Raw genomic sequence first — 17,938 nt, forward strand, 5'->3', positions numbered from 1 at the left:
CCTGACCGACGCGATCCGAAGGAGCCGGCCTAGGGTCGGCAGATGTGTCCCGGCACAGGCCCCGACACCCGGTTCGACAGAAGAGGAACGCACATGGACGAGCGCTTCGACGTCGTGGTACTCGGCGCGGGACCCGGCGGCTACGTGGCCGCCATCCGCGCCGCCCAACTGGGACGGCGGGTCGCGGTCGTGGAGGAGAAGTACTGGGGCGGTGTCTGCCTGAACGTCGGATGCATCCCCACCAAGGCGCTGCTGCGCAACGCCGAGCTCGCCCACCTCTTCACCCACGAGGCCAAGACCTTCGGCATCAAGGTGGAGGGCAAGGTCTCCTTCGACTACGGGGAGGCGTTCAACCGCAGCCGCCGGGTCGCGGACGGCCGGGTCAAGGGCGTCCACTACCTGATGAAGAAGAACGGCATCACCGAGATCGACGGCCGGGGCACCTTCCTCGACGCGAACACCCTCCGGGTCGCCCAACCGGACGGCGGCACCCGCGAGGTGTCCTTCGACCAGTGCGTCATCGCGACCGGCGCCACCCCCAGGCTGCTGCCCGGAACCCGACGCGGCGAGCGCGTGGTGACGTACGAGGAGCAGATCCTGGCCCAGGACGTACCCGAGTCCGTCGTGATCGCCGGCGCCGGCGCCATCGGGATCGAGTTCGCCTACGTCCTGCACAACTACGGGGTGAAGGTCACCATTGTCGAGTTCCTCGACCGGATCGCGCCGCTGGAGGACGCGGAGGTCTCCGCCGAACTCGCCAAGCAGTACCGCAAGCTCGGCATCGACGTGCTGACCTCGACCAGGGTCGAGTCCATCGACGAGTCCGGCCCGCGGGTGCGCGTACACGTCACCGGCAAGGACGGAGCGCCGAAGGTGCTGGAGGCCGACAAGGTGCTCCAGGCGATCGGCTTCGCGCCGAACGTCACCGGCTACGGCCTCGAAGCCACCGGCGTACGCGTCACCGAGCGCGGGGCGATCGAGGTCGACGGCCGCTGCCGCACCTCCGTCCCGAACATCTACGCCATCGGGGACGTCACCGCCAAGCTCATGCTGGCCCACACCGCCGAGGCCATGGGCGTCATCGCCGCCGAGACCATCGCAGGGGCCGAGACGATGGAACTCGACTACCCGATGATCCCGCGCGCCACCTACTGCCAGCCGCAGATCGCCAGCTTCGGCTGGACCGAGGCCCAGGCGAAGGAGAAGGGCTTCGACGTCAAGGTCGCCAAGTTCCCCTTCACCGCCAACGGGAAGGCGCACGGCCTCGGCGACCCGGTCGGCTTCGTCAAGCTGATCAGCGACGCCACGCACGGTGAGATCATCGGCGCGCACCTGATCGGACCCGACGTCACCGAACTGCTGCCGGAACTGACCCTGGCCCAGCAGTGGGACCTGACCGTGCACGAGGTCGCCCGCAACGTGCACGCCCACCCGACGCTGGGCGAGGCGGTCAAGGAAGCCGTCCACGGCCTGGCCGGGCACATGATCAACTTCTGAGTCGGGGGAGACCGCCCGGGTCGCGGGCGTCCCGCGACCCGGGCCGGCTCCGTGCGCGGCCGGACGTCCGGTCCGGCCGCGCGCGGCCGTCGGCTCCCCGTGCCGCCGTCACGGCTGTTCGTCGAGCGGGGACGGCGGCCGGGGCCCGGTGGGGGCCGGGCCGGTGCCCGGCCCGATCCGGATCTCGAAGTCGCCGTCGTACTCCTCGTGACCGGCGACCACGGCCTGGGCGACGGCCTCCTTGCCCATTTCGCCCCTGACGATGAGCGGGTCCCGGCGCAGATCGCGCATGAGGGCCACGCACATGCCGATCATCACCACGGTGAACGGCGCCGCCACGAGGATCGTCAGGTTCTGCAGCCCGGCGAGCGCGTCGCCCTCGCCGTTGCCGATGAGCAACATGATCGCGGCGACGGCTCCGGTGACCACGCCCCAGAAGACGACCACCAGGCGGGCCGGTTCGAAAGTGCCCTTCTGCGACAGCGTGCCCATCACGATGGACGCGGCGTCCGCGCCGGAGACGAAGAAGATGCCGACGAGGACCATCACCAGCAGGCTCATCAGGGTGGGAACGGGGAACTGCTGGAGCAGCCCGAAGAGCTGCCCCTCCGGCGTGGTCTCCTTGCCGAGCCTGCCGCTCTCCTGGAGCTTCATCGCCGTGCCGCCGAACACGGCGAACCACAGCAGGCTGACCGTGCTCGGCACCAGGATGACGCCGCCGATGAACTGACGGATCGTGCGGCCACGGCTGATGCGGGCGATGAACATGCCGACGAACGGCGTCCAGGAGATCCACCACGCCCAGTAGAAGACGGTCCAACTGCCCAGCCAACTGGCGACGTCACCGCCGCCGGTCGCCTCCGTGCGGCCGATCAGCTGGGGCAGGTCGCCGAGGTAGGCGCCGAGGGACGTGGGGAGGAGGTCGAGCACGATGATGGTGGGTCCGGCGATGAACACGAAGGCCGCGAGTACGAGGGCGAGCACCATGTTGATGTTCGACAGCCACTGGATGCCGCGCTCCACGCCGGAGACCGCGGACGCCACGAACGCCACCGTCAGCACGGCGATGATGGTGACCAGGAGCGCGGTGCTGACGGTGCCCATCCACCCGAGCTCGCGGAAACCGCTGCCGATCTGCAGGGCGCCCAGGCCCAGGGAGGCCGCCGAGCCGAAGAGGGTGGCGAAGATCGCGACGATGTCGATGACGCGACCCGCCGCACCGTGGGCGTGCCGGGAGCCGATGAGAGGCTCGAACACCGCGCTGATGGTCTGGCGCCGGCCGCGCCGGAAGGTGCTGTAGGCGATGGCGAGTCCGACGACCGCGTAGATCGCCCACGGGTGGAGCGTCCAGTGGAAGAGCGTGGTGGCCATCGCCGTCTGCATGCGCTCGGCGGAATCGGCGGGGTGGGTGCCGGGAGGGGGCGTCCCGTAGTGCGCCAGCGGTTCGCTCACGCCGTAGAACATGAGGCCGATGCCCATGCCGGCGCTGAACATCATCGCGACCCACGAGACGGTGCGGAACTCCGGGGACTCGCTCTCGCGGCCGAGGCGGATCCGGCCGTAGCGGCTGATGGCCAGCCAGAGGGCGAAGACGACGAAGCCGGTGGCCGCGAGCATGAAGGCCCAGCCGCCGTTGTGGATGAGCCCCTTCAACAGGCTGCTCGACACGCTCTCCAGCGAATCGGTGGCCAGGGCGCCCCACAGCACGAAGGCGAGGGTCAGGACGGCCGTGACGCCGAAGACCACCTTGTCCGTTCGGGGACGAGGGCCGGTCGGTGGATCGTTCGACAACGAATTCCCCCTTCGCCAAGGGCCGAGAAAGCCATATGGGTGGAAATGATGGCTTATCACGCTTTCATCGGCGAACCGGTGTCCTGATGGCCACCGAACGCCGATGTCGCGGACCTCGTGCCGTGGAGGGGGAGCGTCGCCCGCCTGTTGGCCCAGTCGGGGACGGTTTCGGCGCGCTCGCGGCGATGTCCGAAACGGTGTGCGGAGCTCGGGCAGTCTCTGACGCATGCCCCGTGCGTCCCGCGGTCGAATCGCCGTCCACCTCGTCGCGGCGATCGCGGGCTGCCTGGTCGGGCTGGTCGGCGGCGGCTTCCGCTGGTGCCTCGCGCGGGCGACCGAACTGCGCGGATCGCTGGTGGGGGCGTCGGAGCACCTGGGCGTCCTCGGGTGGCTCGTCCCGGCCGCCCTCACGGCCACCGGCGCCGCCGTGGCCTGCGCCATCGCCCTGCGGGTCCCCCTGGCCGCCGGCAGCGGCATCCAGGACGTCGAGGCCGTGTGGCGGGGTGAACGGTCCCCCCGGCCGCCGTGGCTGGTGCCGGCCAAGTTCGTGGGCGGCCTGATCGCCATCGGATCGGGCCTGGTGTTGGGGCGGGAAGGACCGACGGTGCACATGGGCGCCGCCATCGGTGCGGAGGCGGGGCGCCGGACGCGGCTGGACGAGGACGACGTCCGGCTCCTGCACACCTCGCTCGCGGGCGCCGGTCTCGCGGTGGCCTTCACGGCGCCCCTGGGCGGAGTGCTGTTCGTGTGCGAGGAAGTGACCAGGACGCTCAGGGTCCGCCTGGTGCTCGTCACGCTCATCGGCACCGCCACCGCCGTCGGATGCTCCCGCCTTCTGGTGGGCAACCGGCTCGACTTCCGGGTCCCCGACCTCGCCGGCCCGCCGCTCGCGCTCCTGCCCGCCTTCCTGCTGTTCGGCGCGGCCACGGGCGTCCTGGGAGCGGGCTACAACCGTCTGATCATCGGATTCCTGGATCGCTGCGACCACGTCACCCGCGTCGGGCCGGTCGCCCGCGCGGCCGTCATCGGCGCCGTCGTGGGCCTCCTGCTCGGCATCGACCCCGCGCTGGCCGGCGGCGGGGACCGGCTGAGCGGGCGTCTGCTGGGCGGAGCCGTCCCGCTGGTCCCGGTGCTCGTCGGGTACCTCGTGGTGCGCTTCCTGGCGGGCCCGCTCAGCTACGCGGCCGGCACCCCGGGCGGACTCTTCGCGCCCCTGTTGGCCGTGGGGGCCCTGTGGGGCGCCCTGGTACACGCCCTCGCGCAGCCCCTCCTGCCCGGCGGCGGCGCGGTGTCGTTCGCGATCGTCGGGATGGCCGCGCTGTTCTCCTCGGTCGTCCGCGCGCCCGTCACCGGCATCGTTCTCGTGGTCGAGATGACGGGCGCGACCTCGCTGCTGATCCCCCTGACGGCCGCCTGCTTCGCCGCGACCCTGACCGCCGACCGCATGGGCAGTACACCGATCTACGACAGTCTGCGCCTGCGTACGGCCCGGCGCGGCTGAGCGCGCCGTGCGCTCGGTACGCCGTCGGGGTCAGCCGAGGATCCTGCGCTTCTGCTCGGCGAACTCCTCCTCGGTCAGCAGGCCCTGCGCCTTGAGGGTGCCGAGTTCCTTCAGCTGGTCGATCTTGCCGCTCATCTCGTCGGCCGGGTCGGTGGCCGGAGCCGCCGCCGGAGCCGCCTGAGGGGCGGGCGCCGCCTGCGCCTGGGCGTCCTGATCCGCCCACCGGCCGGATTGCCGCCGGGACACACGGTTGGACACCGCGGTCGCCGTTCCGGCGACGACGGCGGTACGGGCGATCCCGCGAAGAAGTCGGGCCATGATGCTCATCTCCAAGCTGGGCGGAGTCGGCCGCGGCCGACCTCAGCGTCCGTCGGCGGGGTCCTCCATGGCGTCCAGCGTCGCCAGCAGCGACTGGACGGGAATCCGTCCGGCCGCCACGAGCTGGGCACCGGCCCGCCGCATGGCGCGGGCGAAGGGCGCCGCCCAGGTGTTCTCGTACACGATGATCCCCGCCGAGTTCCCCGGTTCCAGGGCGATGCCGGCGTCGTCGATGTCGCCCTGGTCCAGCAGACCGGAGGACGCCCCTTCGAAGACCGACAGGTCCACCTCGTCACCCAGGTCACGGAGCTCCATTGCCGTCACCGATCCGTCGGCGTCCTTGCGGACGAAGACGAGGTCGAGGATGCGGATGACGCCGCGATCCACGAGATCGACGAGCAGGGGGAACCCCTCGCCCGTCATGCGGTTCCCCGGGAACTCGATCACCAGATAGTCCACCGGGCCCATGTCCTCGATGGCACCGCTTCCGCTGCGTTCGTCGACCTCGCTGCTCATGGTTGCTCCCGTCTGGCCGGATGGGGGAGGACGTATGCGGCGGCCGCGGGCGCGGGCCGCGGGTCCGGTCACGCGCGGGGCGGGGGCGGACGTCGTCCACTGCCATTCCAACACCGCCCCGGTGCCCGCGCATGTCCGGCCTCCGCGCGGTCCCCGCTCCGGGGGCCGCCGGGCCGTCGTCGTGAGGACGGGGCCGGGCCGTCAACCCGTCAACAGGTGGATGTTCTTCGCGGTCAACCACAGACCGAGCACCAGGGAGCCGAACACGATCGCCTGCTGCGTGTGGCCCACCAACCACGCGCGCAGCCTGTGCAGTCGCATCTGGGCGGCCTCGGGTGAGAACACGATGTACAGCTCCGAGGCCAGCAGGCCCGCACTGGCCAGCAGACAGAAGCCGAACAGTGCCAGGAAGGTGGCCGCGTGCGAGGTGTCCGCGTCGATCACGGTCACCGCCGCCGCGGCGACCATGCCCCAGGGCTGGAGCAGGACGGCCAGTGCCGCCGACCCCGCCATCGTGGGCGAGTCCATGCCCGGAGCCGTCGCGGCGGAGGGCTCGTCCGACCCGTCGGGGTCACGGGGCGCGCCCAAGCCGCCCGCCTGCGCCCGTGTGCGCCGCATGGCGCGACGCCGGTGCAGTCCGTAGGCGACGAGGCCGAGACCGATGGCCAGTTTGGCGATCAGGGCCGCCACACCGGGCGGGGAGCGGGGCGCGGGCGGCTCGCCGTCGGTCACCACCAGAACGACGGCGATCACCGTGACCAGACAGGCGAACCAGGCCAGGATGAAGACGAGCCCCTTCCACACGCCCCTCTCCGCCGTCACCACCAGCACGAAGGCCATGACGGGCAGGGGGTACAGGGCGATGGCGAGTGCGATGAGCATGAGATCGAGGACCATGACGCCCCCAAGGCGGGACCACCTACGACGCTACACACGCGATGCTTCGACGACACCTCCTTCACCCGCGGGCCTCGAAGCCCGCGATCGCCGCCTGGGCCCGTGCGAGGACGATGTCGGCGGCCGTGTCCGCGTGGACGGTGAGCCCGGCCTCGTCGCCCCCCAGGGGTTCCAGGGCCGCGTACTGCGACTCCAGGAGCGCGACCGGCATGAAGTGCCCCGCCCGACGGGCGACGCGCGCACGTGCCACCTCCCGGTCCAGCTCCAGGTACAGGAACCAGACGCCCGGTCCGGCGGACCGGAAGCGATCCCGGTACGCGCGTTTGAGGGCCGAGCTCGAGATCACGACGCTCCGTCCGGCCCGCGTGGCGTCACCGACGTACGCTGCCAGGCTCGTCAGCCACGGCTCGCGGTCCGCGTCGTCGAGCGGTTGCCCGGCGGCCATCTTGGCGATGTTCGCCGCCGGGTGGAAGTCGTCACCCTCCGCGAAGGGCACGTGGAGCCGCCCCGCGAGGAGCCGCCCCAGCGTGCTCTTGCCCGAGCCGGAGACGCCCATCACCACGACGACGGTCGGCGCCGCCGCGACCGGGTCCACCGCGCCTCAACCCAGGCGTTCGGCGATGACGTCACCGACGCGCATCGCGTTCGCGATGGCGGTCAGGGACGGGTTCACCGCGCCGATGCTCGGGAAGAAGCTGGTGTCGACGACGTAGAGGTTGTCGAGGTCGTGGGCCTTGCAGTTCACGTCGAGCGCCGAGGTCCGCGCGTCGGTGCCGAAACGGACGGTGCCGGCCTGGTGGGCGGTGGCGCCGATCGGCATCCCCTTGTGCAGGTAGAGGCTGTGGGGGAGCAGATGGTGCGGGTGCATGCCGAGCGCGTCGAGCATCCCCCGCAGCTTGTGCCGCAGCCGCTTCAGCCCCTCGACGTTGTTCTTCTCGTCGAGGGCCAGGTGGACGTCGCCGTTCCCGTCGAGGGTGACGCGGTTCTCCGGCAGCGGGAGGTCCTCGCCGCACAGCCAGAAGTCCACCGCGTGGTGGGCCATCACCTCGAACGGCATGTCGGGCGAGAGCAGTCCGGTCCAGTGGGGCGCCTCGCCCTTGATCTGGTCCGCGTCGGACTTGCCCAACATCTGGATGCCGCCGAGCGGGAAGTCCCAGTCGTCGGCGCCCAGGTACCAGTCGTTCAGGGCGAGGGTCTTCTGGAAACGGGTGTCGTTCGGTTCCTTCGAGACCGCCATCAGCGCCAGGTTGTTGTGCCGCATGTAGTGCCGGCCGACCGTGTCCGAACTGTTCGCCAGGCCGCCGGGGTGCCGCTCGTTCGCGGAACGCAGCAACAGCACCGCGGAGTTCACCGCGCCGCACGCCACCACCACGATGTCGGCGCGGAAGCGCGCCTGCGAGCCGTCCTCCATCGTCGCGACGACCCCGGTGACCGTGCCGCCGCCGTCGTCGGTCTCCAGCCTGCGGACGTCGGCGCCGGTGATCATCTCCACGTTGTCGTGCCGCAGGGCGGGGTCGACACAGATCACCTGCGCGTCCGCCTTGCCGCCGAGGAGGCAGGGGAAGCCGTCCACCCGGTCGCAGCGGATGCACACGCTCTCGTGGGTGGCGCGGCCCTGCGCGTCCTGGACGAGGTTCACCCCGATCGGCAGGTGGAAGGGGTGCAGCCCGTGGTCCGTGAGGTCCTCGCTGAGCTGCTGGATCCGCGGCTCGTGCGCCACCGGCGGGTAGGCGTACTGGGCGCTCACCGGACCCTCGCCGGGATCCTCGCCGTGCCGACCGTGCACGAGGTACAGGTGCTCCGCCTGGGTGTAGTACGGCTCAAGGTCCTCGTAGCCGATCGGCCAGGCCGGCGAGAGCCCGCCGTGGTGGCGCAGCACGCCGAAGTCCTGCGGTCGCAGCCGGAACAGCGCGGCGCCGTAGAACTTGGTGTTTCCGCCGACGTAGTAGTTGACCTCCGGCGGGAACCGGTCACCGTGTCTGTCGTACCAGAACTCGGGTGCCCGGTACTTGCCCTTGACGAAGACCGCGGTGGACTCCCAGTTGTCGCGTTCCCGGGGAAGGTAGCCGCCGCGCTCCAGGATCAGGATGCGCTTCCCGCTCGGGGCGAGGCGGTGGGCGATGGTGCCGCCGCCGGCTCCGGTGCCGATGACGATGACGTCGTACCGCTGGTTGTCGGCCATGGCGGCCACCTTGATGTCGATGGTGTGGGGTTGCCCGCCTTCGGACCGGCGGTCACAGGACGGCGATGGGGTTGACCGGCGAGCCGGTGGCCCGGGACAGGCGCAGTGGCGCGACCACGCAGAAGAACGACCAGCGGCCGGCCTCCTCGCAGAGCGGCACCACGTCCTCGAACCGGAGGTAGTCCAGGAGGTACAACCCGAGGGCGTGCACGCCCAGGACGTGCACCGGGAAGTCCACGCCGTCCGTGATGCTCGGCGCCGTGTCGTTGTTGCCGTCGCCGCCCAGGAGGGCGACGTGGCGATCGGCGAGGAACTCCATCGCCGAGGGGTGCAGGCCCGCGCGCGAGTGCGCGGCGTCCCAGGGGCCCAGCTCGGTGCGTCTGAGGCGGTGGCCGACCCGGACGAACAGCAGGTCGCCCTCGCCGACCTCGACCCGCTGGCTCCGCTCCGCGGCCGACAGGTCGTCGGCGGTGACGTGGTCACCGGGCTCCAGCCACGGCACCCCGCGCAGCCGCGGGATGTCGAGCAGGACCCCTCGGCCGACGATGCCGTCCCTGACCGAGTCCACCGACAGGGCCACCGCGCCCTCGGGGGTGAGCGTTGCCGCGTCGACGCCACCGTGCAGGGTCCCGTCGTAGACGACGTGGCAGAGGGCGTCGAGGTGGCTGTCGGCGTTGCCGTGCACGTTCATCTCGAAGTGGTCGAGGGCGAAGTGGAGCCCGTGCGCGTGGACCTCGCTCCGGGCCGGGCCGGTGAGCCGGTGGGCGGCCGGTTCCGGATTGTCGGGGGAGGGCCGCGTCTCGATCGGCGCCGCGAGCGTCACCGTCCGGCCGCTGCGGATCTCGTCCGCCGCCGCCCTGACGTGCTCGGGCGTGATCGTGGCCACCGCGCCCCGGACGTCGCTCGTCGCCCGGTCCCGCAGGCGGCGGTAGAGGGCCTCGAACTCCGCGGGGCTCTGGCGCGGTGGAACTCCCGGCCGTGACCGGGCTCCCGCGGGCACCGCTTCCTCCCCGGCCACGTCAGTCGCGTTGCCGGTCGAGGGCTTCGTCGAGCGTGCAGGCCGCCGTGATGAGCGACAGGTGGGTGAAGGCCTGCGGGAAGTTGCCGAGTTGCTCGCCGCTGGGGCCCACCTCCTCGGCGAAGAGCCCGACGTGGTTGGCGTAGGTGTGCATCTTCTCGAACGTGTACCGGGCCGGACGCAGCCGTCCCGCCCGGGCGAGCGCGTCCACGTACAGGAAGGTGCAGAGACTGAAGGTGCCTTCGGAGCCGCGCAGTCCGTCCGGAGAGGCCGCCGGGTCGTACCGGTAGACGAGGCTGTCGGACACCAGGGTGCGGTCCATCGCGTCCAGGGTGGACAGCCACGACGGATCCCGGGGGCTCACGAACCCCACCCGGGGCATGAGGAGCAGAGAGGCGTCCAGGATGTCCTGCCCGCCGTAGTGCTGCACGTAGGCCCCGATGGATTCGCTCCAGCCGCGTTCCATCACCTGCTCGATGATGGCGTCGCGGGCCGTCCTCCAGACGTCGGTGTCGCCGGGCCGGCTGAACTCGGCGGCCAGCTTCAGACCGCGGTCGAAGGCGGCCCAACACATGACCCGGCTGTACGTGAAGTCCTTGCGGCCGCCGCGCGTCTCCCAGATGCCCTCGTCGGGGCGGTCCCAGGAGTCGGCCAGCCAGTCCAGGGTCCGGGCGAGCACCTTCCAGCCGCGGTAGCCGGCCTGGGCGGCGACCTCGTGTCCCGCCGACAGGGCGTAGAGCGCCTCGCCGTAGATGTCCAGCTGCAACTGGTCCGCGGCCGCGTTGCCGAGCCGCACCGGAGCCGAGCCGCGGTAGCCCTCCAGATGCCCGAGGATCTCCTCGGTGAGCAGGGGTTCCCCGTCGACCCGGTACATGATCTGCAGGGGTTCGCCGGTCTTGCCCTCCGTCTCGCGCAGGCGGTCACCGAGCCAGTGCACGAAGGCGTTGGCCTCCTCGACGAAGCCGAGGTCGAGCAACGCCCGGACGGACAGCGAACCGTCGCGCACCCAGGTGTAGCGGTAGTCCCAGTTCCGTTCGCCACCGACCTGTTCGGGCAGGCCCATGGTGGCCGCGGCGACCGGGGCGCCACTGGGAGCGTAGGTGAGCAGCTTCAGGGTGATCGCGGAACGGTTGACCATGTCGGGCCAGCGGCCCCGGTAGTTGGAGCCGCGCACCCACTTCTGCCAGAAGTCCGCCGAGTCCCAGAGCTCCTGGGTGATCCCGTCGACGCCGAGCGCGGGCGGCGCCTCGGCGCCCGCGCCGCAGACCGTGAGGACGGCCGCCGCGGTCTCCCCGACGTTCAGCGTGACCGAACCGCGGAGATCGTCGCCGTCCCGCTCCAGGGGGAAGGTGCTCTGCAGGAACGCGGTCACGCCCGGCGCGCGGAAAGTGGAGACGCCCGGCCGCACGACGAGTTCGTGCGAGGCCCGGGCGTAGTCGAAACGCGGACGGCACTCCAGGTCGAAGCTGACGGTGCCCCGCACCGTGCGCACGGTCCGGATCAGGGTGTGCCGGTCCGCGGGGGCGCTGCCGGTGTTCGGAGCCATCCAGTCGATGACCTCGCCGACCCCGTCGGGCGACATGAAGCGGGTGACCAGAAGAGCGGTGTCCGGGTAGTAGAGCTGCTTGCAGGTGGCCTGGGAATCGGTGGACGCGAGTCGGAAGTACCCGCCCCGGTCGTGGTCGAGCAAGGAGGCGAAGATGCTGGGCGAGTCGAAGCGCGGCGCCGCGAACCAGTCCACGACCCCCCGTGACGTGACCAGCGCGGCGGTCTGCAGGTCGCCTATGAGGCCGTGCTCGGCGATGGGCGGGTATCGGTCCATGTGCGTCCCCAGATGAAGGAGATCCCCTGATCTCACTATCTTCCAGAAGCGGCTGATGTGCCTGTTGCGTCTGTTGCGCCTGGTGCGCCTGGTGCGCCTGCGGGACGAGCCCGGGACGAGGCGGCCGGCGACTACGGAGCGTCGCGACGCATCGGCGGTCGGTGCGGGAACGGCCGGCGCGGCCGGACGCGGGACACGCCGGTCCGCCCGCACCGGGCGTCAGCCGACGACACCGACGCAGTGGAACAGGTGCCATTCGCCCCGCAGTCGTGGCGCGACGGCGCTGTCGCGCGCACGACGCTGCAGGTCACGCAGGGCGGCGGCGGGCGCCTGCCCGTCCAGCACCCGCTGCGCCAGGTCGGGCAGGAGCGCCGCGCAGGCACTGCCGTGCACCTTCTTCAGGGGTGCGACCACCTGACGGGCGCCGGCGAGCATGAAGCCGAGGGCCAGGCCGGAGGGCTCGCTGCCCTGCTGGTGCCAGACGCGGCCGCTGCCGCAGCAGCCGAGGACCACGGTGGCGGGCACCGCCAGTTCCAGCACCGACCAGTCGTTGAGCGCCCCCGCCTCGGTGAGGATGTCCTGTCCGGGGCGGTGGCCCGCCTCGCCGTGCGCGGCGCAGTAGAGCAGATCCGCCGACTCGTCGGCCAGTGCGCTCGCCAACTCGGCGTGGGTGGCGACGCACCGCACCCGCGTGAACTCCCGCAGGCGCCGCAGTTCGTCCTCTCCCATCGGCGCGTCCGGCGAGAACAGCCCGACGATCGAACGATCACCCTCGCGCGCGTGCTCCGGACCGCGTCGCTCCTGCCGGGTCGGAAGGACGCGCGTCGAAGGCGTCAGGGTGATCACGGCCTTGTCGAGGAGTTGCCCCGCGCCCGCGCGCAGCGGCAGAGCCGCGTAGGGGACGTTCCACAGCTCGTTCGCGGGAAGGACGAACAGTCGGATCGGTTCGGTCGTCGAGGCCGCGTCCAGTGCGGAGCGCAATCGCGCCGGCAGGAGACGGTCGGCCAACCCGGACCAACCGGCGGCCGCCCGGGCGAGGACGGGGCCCTCCCGCCCGGTGCCCCCGCCGGAGTCCTCCTCGAAGTCCTCGTCGTCTCGGAACGTGGCGAGGAGCGCGGCCGCGTCGGCCGACAGCGGGCCGTGCGCCGCTTCCAGGGTTCCGTCCGGGTGCCGGCAGACCGAGACGACCTCGACGACCCCGTCCCTCCTGGTGAACGGCTCGACGTAGAGGGAGTACGCGTCGCCGCGGAGCGGGCGCCGGCCACCCTGTTCGTCCCCGGTCCCGGGATCGCCCACGCTCGTACCGGCCGCGGAGCGCTGTTCCGTGGTGGGCAGGGACTGTGTGAAGGCGAAGAACAGGTCCTGGTGCAGGCTCCGGTGGGCCGTGTGCCACGCCGCCCGTTCCTCGGCCGGGACCGTGGCCGCGGGCCGCTCCTCCTCGTGCCGCCGCAGGGCGGCGTGCAGCCGCCGGAACGCCGGGGAGAGATCGGCCGCGCCGGTACGCAGGGCGCCGGTGACGGCCCAGTCGCGTGCGGACTCCAACCACCGCTCGGCGAAGGCGGGATCCCCGGACACGGCGAGAACGAGCAGCGGCAGCGCCGCGGACCGCGCCCCGTGGAGGAAGCCGGCCCGGGTGACCGCGTCCGGGGACGTGGCCCGGACTTCCTCGACCGCGAGCAGCGCGCCGCGCCCGCAGGCCAGCGCGCGCTGCTCGTCGCCGGCCTCCAACCAGGCCTGCGCCAGGGCGAACTGTCCGTCGATCTCGCCCAGGCGGTCATGGGCCCGGGCGTAACGGCGGATCGCCTCCGCGCCGGCCTCCATCGGCGGGTACCCGCCCACCCCGATGCCACCGCGCAGTGCGGTGAGCAGCACCAGCGCCTGGTTGCGCAGCTGCCCGAGCCGCTCGAACCCCTCCAGCGCGGCGGCAAGCACCCGTCCGGCGCGACGGCGGTGGGCTTCGGGATCCGGCGCGGCCGGCGCTTCCAGGGACAGCAGCCGGCCCAGCGAGGTGAGCAGACGGAGCCGGTTCATGGGATCGGCGCTCTGCCGTCCCAACGGGCCGACGGAGCGCGTCAACAGGATCCGGGCGGCGGCCGGCTCGGCGTCGTCCATGGCCAGATCGGCCAACTCGCGCGCACTGTTGTGGAGTCCGCGCGGCTCGTCCGCCGCCTCGTACCAGCGAAAGGCCTCCTCGTAGTGGGTGCGGGAGTGTTCCGCGTCCGACAACACCCCGAGGAGGTCGCCCAGTTCGAACTCGATGTTGGCGAGCGTGAGGGGGTTCGCCCCGCGCGTCCGGTTCAGCGCGGAACGGGCGCGGCGATAGCCGTCCATGGCCTCGCGCAGATTCCCCGCGAGCGTGTCGGCCAGTGCCAGTTCGCGGCGGCTCTCGGCCTCGGCCACCAGGTCGCCACCACCCGAAGTCGCCTTCCGCACGGCGGCTTCCAGCAGTTCCCGGCTGCGCTCGGCGTCCCCTTGGACGCGTTCGGTACGCCCCCACCACAGCAGGGCGGTGGCGGTCACGGACGCGGGGGCGTCGGCGTCCTGGTACAGGCGCACGGCCCGGCCGTAGTGGTCCCGCGCCGCCGGTACGTCACGTAGTTGCTCCCTGACCTCCCCGAGGTTGCGCGCCGCGTGCCCGGCCGCGACGAGCGAGGGACGCAGGCAGCGCTCGGCCTCCTCGATCCTCGCCGCGTAGGTGACGGTGTCGCCCGACTTCTGCGCCACCAGGGCGAGGTCCAGCCAGAGCGTGGCCTCGGTGACGGCGTCCTGAGCGGACCTGGCCAGTACCAGCGCTTCGGTGAGGGCCGCCGTCGCACGCCGGTCGGAGGTGATCCGCAGGACGTTCGCCCGGGACTGGGCCGCGCGCGCGGCGCCGACCCGGTCGCCGGACCGCTCGCAGGCGGCGCGGGCGAGGTCGGCGTGTTCGATCGTCGAGGGGTAGTCGTCCTTCTGCCAGGCGTACTGGGCGAGCATGTGGTGCGCCCGCCCGAGCAGGTCGTCGTCCTTGTCCGCGTGGGCCCGGGCGGCGATCTCGCGGACCTCCTCGACAGCGTCGGGCGACCGGTCCAGCAGGACCGCGGCACGCAGGTGGTGCAGACGGGACGGGCCGCGCGGTTCCGTGACGCCGAGGGCCGCGAGCGCCCGCCCCGTGGGCGTCGCGGGTGCGGGGTCCGCTCGGGCGTCCTCGCGCGGCCTCATGACATCGCCTCGGGTGAAACGGCGGGACGCGGTGGGTGTGAGGGTGCGGTTGCGGGCGCCGCCGGCCCGGATGTCCGGGGAGCGGCGCCGGTCGTCGTACCGGGCGAGGGCGCCGCACCGGGTGGCGTCGGCCGTGGCTCGGGGCGCAGATAGGTTCCGTACGCGAGGACGATCTGTGACCCCGGCAGCACGACGAACTCGGCGGGGTGGCGCAGGCGGCGCTGTGCGGGAACCGTGAGCGCGAGGGGTCCCTGGAGGACGAGATCGCCCTCGCCCAGCGGGCCCCGGTCGTCGTCCATGCCCTTCAGGAACCCCTCCCAGACCCGACCGTCGGTCAAGTGCACGGCCAGGAAGGGATGGTGGCCCGCGGGTGTCGACTCGGCGACCCGGTGGAAGGCGGAGGCCGGGGTACTGCGGGTGGCCGAGCGGCGGCGCCAGGTCTCGGCGAGGCCCGCGGCAGCGGACAGGCCGACGCTGACGGCGAGGGCGAGGGTCGCCGACCAGATCGCCTGCCACGCGTGCGGGCGCAGGTAGTCGGCGCCGCGCAGGAGACCGTTCAGCGGCAACAACGCCGTCCAGTGGCGGGCCAGGACGAGCACCGCGAGGACGGCGACGAGGCTGCCGGCGGCGCCGACGCAGACCAGATCGACGATCTCCATCGCCGAACTCCGGCGACGCCGGGGGACTTTGACCTCGACCATGCGGACGAACGCGTATCCGGGGGCCGCGGCCGCCAGCAGCACGGCGAGGGCGGCGAACGTCGTTGGCATCGGCGGGTGCTCTTCTCGGCCTCCTCGGGTCAGTCGCTGTCGTCGGCGGGCTCGGGGTCGGCGGAAGGGGCCGGCTGACGGAGCAGTTCGGCGTCCGCCTCGGCGAAGGGGTCCGGCAGCGCGATGCGCGCGGGATCGCCGAGCGACGGCATGTCGGTGGCCCGGTGGCCGTCGGGGTTCAGTTCTTCGTCGGCGCCGGTCTCGGCGTCGTCGGACTTCCACGGACTGGACAAGGTCACTCCGGTGGGCGGGGGTTCGGACAGGGGCACCCGGACGGTGTGCGCCGCGTTCAGACGCTCGCGTGCGAGAAGGCCCGGGCGAACTCGCCGTCGAGGACCGTGCCGTTGCCGCCGCCGTTCACCCCGTAACCGCGTTCGGCGAGCGTGCCGATCGGGTCGAGTGTCTCGATGCGGAAGTGCCTGGCCCAGCCGTCGTACTCCGACCTGTCCTCTTCCGGCAGCGGCGCCAGCACCGCGAGGCTCCCGCCGGGGCAGCGGACCACGCCCCAGACGACGCGGTACATGCCGACGCGGCTGACGATCAGTCCGTTGCCCTTGATGTCATGGTCCTCGGAGAGGCGCGGAGCCACCTCGACTATGGCGCCGACCGTTGCCTCCAGGCCCTCGGGGCTTCGCAGCGTGATGACGAGCCCGGAGGCGTCCACCAGTTGGCGGAGGGTGTCCACCAGTGTCCCGTGTGCCTGCGGGGCGAGCGTGAGGGAGAACATGCGACTCCTGTTTCGCCGGGGCTGTCGTGGGGTCTCGCCCTCAGACTGGCCTCGGGATGCCGCGGTGTGCAAGGGCCGGCGCGCAATCGGGCTCGTCGAACCGGCGCACGCGCTCCTGCGCACCACCGAGCGCACGCCCCTACGTCCGCCCCCCTACGTCCCCGTCCGCGCGCGGGCGGAGTCACCCGGTGAGCGCGCCGCCGACACGCTCTGGTGGCCGGTCTTGCCGCTCGTCAGCGGCCACTCGCGGTTCAGGGTGCCCAGCGGGATGCGGTGTTCGAAGGTGGGCGTGCCGAACAGGGAGAGCTTGAGTTGGAGTTGCCCGCTGAGGTCGAATCCGCCGAACAGGGCCCACGCGCCGCTCCCGGCGGCCTTGCCGCCGGTGGAGGCGGACGCCTTGGCCTCGGCCTCCGCGCGCAGGTAGGGGGCGAAGTCCGCGGAGACGCCCACGGCCCCGTACAGGCCGACGGTGGCCTCGGCGCCGAGCGCGCCCTTGACGCGCCCATCGGCGGTGACCTCGGCCTTCACCGGCGTGCTCCGGACGTGCGAGGCGCTGACCGGGCTCCAGCCCTTGCCCGCCGCGTAGCCGCCACCGACACGGAAGTCGCCCTTGACGTCCTGCCGCACGTCGAGGGTGACGCGTCCGTCGGCCTCGACCTGGATGTAGTACGTCAGGTCCAGCGTGACGACCACCGGTACCGGGCCCACCTGGATGACCGGGGCGCCGTGCAGTGTGGCGAACGGGATCCGCCGGGGGGCTCCCGTGCTCGCGGCGGCACGACCCTTGAGGCTCCACCGGGAGGACCAGTCACCACTCATGCCCAGGAAGGCGGATCGGGGGCCGGAGCCGCCCGAGCCGTCGTACGAGAACTCCACCGCGGGGGCGAGCTGGACGAACCCGGAGACCGAGGCGCCGGCCGAGACGGGGGCGCCCGGCGCGGTGTCGACGGGGGCGTCCACATCGAGCCGGAGGGTACCCGAGGGCAGCTTCGCGCCCTCGGGGCCGAACCGGACGCCCGGGCTCTTGGCCCAGGAGAACGTGACGCCCTTCATCAGGGGTTTGACCGTGATCGACGCCGGGTCGACGGGGACCTTGCCGTCGGCCTTGTCGTCGTCCAGGACGGAGGACAAGGTCGTGGGCGCCGTCTTGACCTCGGTGCCCAGCGGGGTCTTCGCGCCGACCTCGGTGACCTTCGCGAGGAGCCCGTCGGGGGCACCCGGCGTGGGCGCGCCGGCGATGACGTCGCCCACGGCGACGGGCTTGTCGGGGGCCGGGGAGCTGCCCGGCGACGGCCTGACCGTTCGGGGGGAACCGGACAGGACGGCCCGTCCGGTGTTCCGGTCGTAGGAGGCGACCTTCAACGAGGACGCCTTCGGGGCGCCCTTCGCGTCGCCGGCGCCCGCCCGGGCGACGGCCGTCGGCGTGGGGGAGTCCACCGGAGCCGCGGCGACGTCGAGTCGTCGCGTGCCGTCGGCTTCGGAAGCGAGGGGGGTGGGGGTGGTGGTCCCGGCGGCGCCGGTGTGCGGGGTCGAGGCACAACCGGTGGCGGCGAGAGCCAGCGTGGTGAGGGCGGGGAGGAGGAGGCGTCTGGCGAGCGTGCGCACGTACGTAAGGCCTTCTGGTGGGGGGAGGCTGCGCTACTGGGAAGTAACGTGAGGGTCGATCATGCCAGGCGGGTTCACCGCGACAGCGGTAACCGG

Annotated in this window: 15 protein-coding genes; 2 read left to right on the top strand and 13 right to left on the bottom strand. The window is 72.3% G+C overall.

From position 1 onward, the window contains the following. The first annotated feature begins 93 nt into the window (after positions 1 to 93). On the top strand, positions 94 to 1,497 hold the full coding sequence (gene lpdA, locus ACIRO3_RS24805) for a dihydrolipoyl dehydrogenase (protein ID WP_404140368.1): 1,404 nt from the start codon (positions 94 to 96) through the stop codon (positions 1,495 to 1,497). Positions 1,498 to 1,605: 108 nt separating this feature from the next. Here lpdA and ACIRO3_RS24810 read toward each other — a convergent pair whose 3' ends face one another. Continuing rightward, on the bottom strand, positions 1,606 to 3,288 hold the full coding sequence (locus tag ACIRO3_RS24810; RefSeq protein ID WP_361786657.1) for a BCCT family transporter: 1,683 nt from the start codon (positions 3,286 to 3,288) through the stop codon (positions 1,606 to 1,608). 226 nt (positions 3,289 to 3,514) lie between these two features. On the opposite strand from ACIRO3_RS24810, the gene ACIRO3_RS24815 reads away from it, so the two are divergent. Further along, positions 3,515 to 4,789 (top strand): ClC family H(+)/Cl(-) exchange transporter, encoded by a 1,275-nt coding sequence (locus ACIRO3_RS24815; protein ID WP_404140372.1) that lies wholly within the window; start codon positions 3,515 to 3,517, stop codon positions 4,787 to 4,789. 30 nt (positions 4,790 to 4,819) lie between these two features. Here ACIRO3_RS24815 and ACIRO3_RS24820 read toward each other — a convergent pair whose 3' ends face one another. From ACIRO3_RS24820 to ACIRO3_RS24875, 12 genes are all read right to left on the bottom strand, one after another. Then, entirely contained in the window at positions 4,820 to 5,107 is a 288-nt protein-coding gene (locus ACIRO3_RS24820; RefSeq protein WP_404140375.1) for an SHOCT domain-containing protein, read from the bottom strand. A 42-nt stretch (positions 5,108 to 5,149) separates the two neighbouring features. Next, entirely contained in the window at positions 5,150 to 5,623 is a 474-nt protein-coding gene (locus ACIRO3_RS24825; RefSeq protein WP_404140378.1) for a DUF6325 family protein, read from the bottom strand. 201 nt (positions 5,624 to 5,824) lie between these two features. After that, the gene (locus ACIRO3_RS24830; protein WP_404140381.1) at positions 5,825 to 6,520 is read right to left on the bottom strand and encodes a GAP family protein; all 696 of its coding nucleotides are present in this window, start codon (positions 6,518 to 6,520) and stop codon (positions 5,825 to 5,827) included. Positions 6,521 to 6,581: 61 nt separating this feature from the next. Continuing rightward, positions 6,582 to 7,076: a gluconokinase gene (locus ACIRO3_RS24835; RefSeq protein WP_404140792.1), complete on the bottom strand. Its 495-nt coding sequence runs from the start codon at positions 7,074 to 7,076 to the stop codon at positions 6,582 to 6,584. Positions 7,077 to 7,121: 45 nt separating this feature from the next. Beyond that, on the bottom strand, positions 7,122 to 8,702 hold the full coding sequence (locus ACIRO3_RS24840; RefSeq protein WP_404140384.1) for a GMC oxidoreductase: 1,581 nt from the start codon (positions 8,700 to 8,702) through the stop codon (positions 7,122 to 7,124). A 52-nt stretch (positions 8,703 to 8,754) separates the two neighbouring features. After that, complete coding sequence (locus ACIRO3_RS24845; RefSeq protein ID WP_404140387.1) at positions 8,755 to 9,702, bottom strand: cyclase family protein; 948 nt, start codon at positions 9,700 to 9,702, stop codon at positions 8,755 to 8,757. A 19-nt stretch (positions 9,703 to 9,721) separates the two neighbouring features. Further along, positions 9,722 to 11,542, bottom strand: a complete 1,821-nt coding sequence (locus ACIRO3_RS24850; protein WP_404140390.1) for a glycoside hydrolase family 15 protein — start codon at positions 11,540 to 11,542, stop codon at positions 9,722 to 9,724. 219 nt (positions 11,543 to 11,761) lie between these two features. Next, on the bottom strand, positions 11,762 to 14,740 hold the full coding sequence (locus ACIRO3_RS24855; RefSeq protein ID WP_404140393.1) for a CHAT domain-containing protein: 2,979 nt from the start codon (positions 14,738 to 14,740) through the stop codon (positions 11,762 to 11,764). Further along, positions 14,737 to 15,510: a DUF6338 family protein gene (locus ACIRO3_RS24860; RefSeq protein WP_404140396.1), complete on the bottom strand. Its 774-nt coding sequence runs from the start codon at positions 15,508 to 15,510 to the stop codon at positions 14,737 to 14,739. Before ACIRO3_RS24860 ends, ACIRO3_RS24855 begins: the two co-directional genes overlap by 4 nt. Positions 15,511 to 15,539: 29 nt before the next feature. Next, positions 15,540 to 15,743 (bottom strand): hypothetical protein, encoded by a 204-nt coding sequence (locus tag ACIRO3_RS24865; protein WP_366001334.1) that lies wholly within the window; start codon positions 15,741 to 15,743, stop codon positions 15,540 to 15,542. A 56-nt stretch (positions 15,744 to 15,799) separates the two neighbouring features. Beyond that, positions 15,800 to 16,237, bottom strand: a complete 438-nt coding sequence (locus tag ACIRO3_RS24870) for a hypothetical protein (protein ID WP_361786624.1) — start codon at positions 16,235 to 16,237, stop codon at positions 15,800 to 15,802. 153 nt (positions 16,238 to 16,390) lie between these two features. Beyond that, on the bottom strand, positions 16,391 to 17,842 hold the full coding sequence (locus ACIRO3_RS24875) for a hypothetical protein (protein WP_404140399.1): 1,452 nt from the start codon (positions 17,840 to 17,842) through the stop codon (positions 16,391 to 16,393). Positions 17,843 to 17,938: the final 96 nt, after the last annotated feature.

The sequence above is a fragment of the Streptomyces sp. NPDC102278 genome, from assembly GCF_044766345.1.
Taxonomy (GTDB): domain Bacteria; phylum Actinomycetota; class Actinomycetes; order Streptomycetales; family Streptomycetaceae; genus Streptomyces.

What these genes read in the sequence shown, in the direction of transcription:
- lpdA (WP_404140368.1), top strand. Translation starts at nt 94, where the DNA reads ATGGACGAGCGCTTCGACGTCGTGGTACTCGGCGCGGGACCCGGCGGC.
- ACIRO3_RS24815 (WP_404140372.1), top strand. Translation starts at nt 3,515, where the DNA reads ATGCCCCGTGCGTCCCGCGGTCGAATCGCCGTCCACCTCGTCGCGGCG.
- ACIRO3_RS24820 (WP_404140375.1), bottom strand. Translation starts at nt 5,107, where the DNA reads ATGGCCCGACTTCTTCGCGGGATCGCCCGTACCGCCGTCGTCGCCGGA.
- ACIRO3_RS24825 (WP_404140378.1), bottom strand. Translation starts at nt 5,623, where the DNA reads ATGAGCAGCGAGGTCGACGAACGCAGCGGAAGCGGTGCCATCGAGGAC.
- ACIRO3_RS24830 (WP_404140381.1), bottom strand. Translation starts at nt 6,520, where the DNA reads ATGGTCCTCGATCTCATGCTCATCGCACTCGCCATCGCCCTGTACCCC.
- ACIRO3_RS24835 (WP_404140792.1), bottom strand. Translation starts at nt 7,076, where the DNA reads ATGGGCGTCTCCGGCTCGGGCAAGAGCACGCTGGGGCGGCTCCTCGCG.
- ACIRO3_RS24840 (WP_404140384.1), bottom strand. Translation starts at nt 8,702, where the DNA reads ATGGCCGACAACCAGCGGTACGACGTCATCGTCATCGGCACCGGAGCC.
- ACIRO3_RS24850 (WP_404140390.1), bottom strand. Translation starts at nt 11,542, where the DNA reads ATGGACCGATACCCGCCCATCGCCGAGCACGGCCTCATAGGCGACCTG.
- ACIRO3_RS24855 (WP_404140393.1), bottom strand. Translation starts at nt 14,740, where the DNA reads ATGAGGCCGCGCGAGGACGCCCGAGCGGACCCCGCACCCGCGACGCCC.
- ACIRO3_RS24860 (WP_404140396.1), bottom strand. Translation starts at nt 15,510, where the DNA reads ATGCCAACGACGTTCGCCGCCCTCGCCGTGCTGCTGGCGGCCGCGGCC.
- ACIRO3_RS24870 (WP_361786624.1), bottom strand. Translation starts at nt 16,237, where the DNA reads ATGTTCTCCCTCACGCTCGCCCCGCAGGCACACGGGACACTGGTGGAC.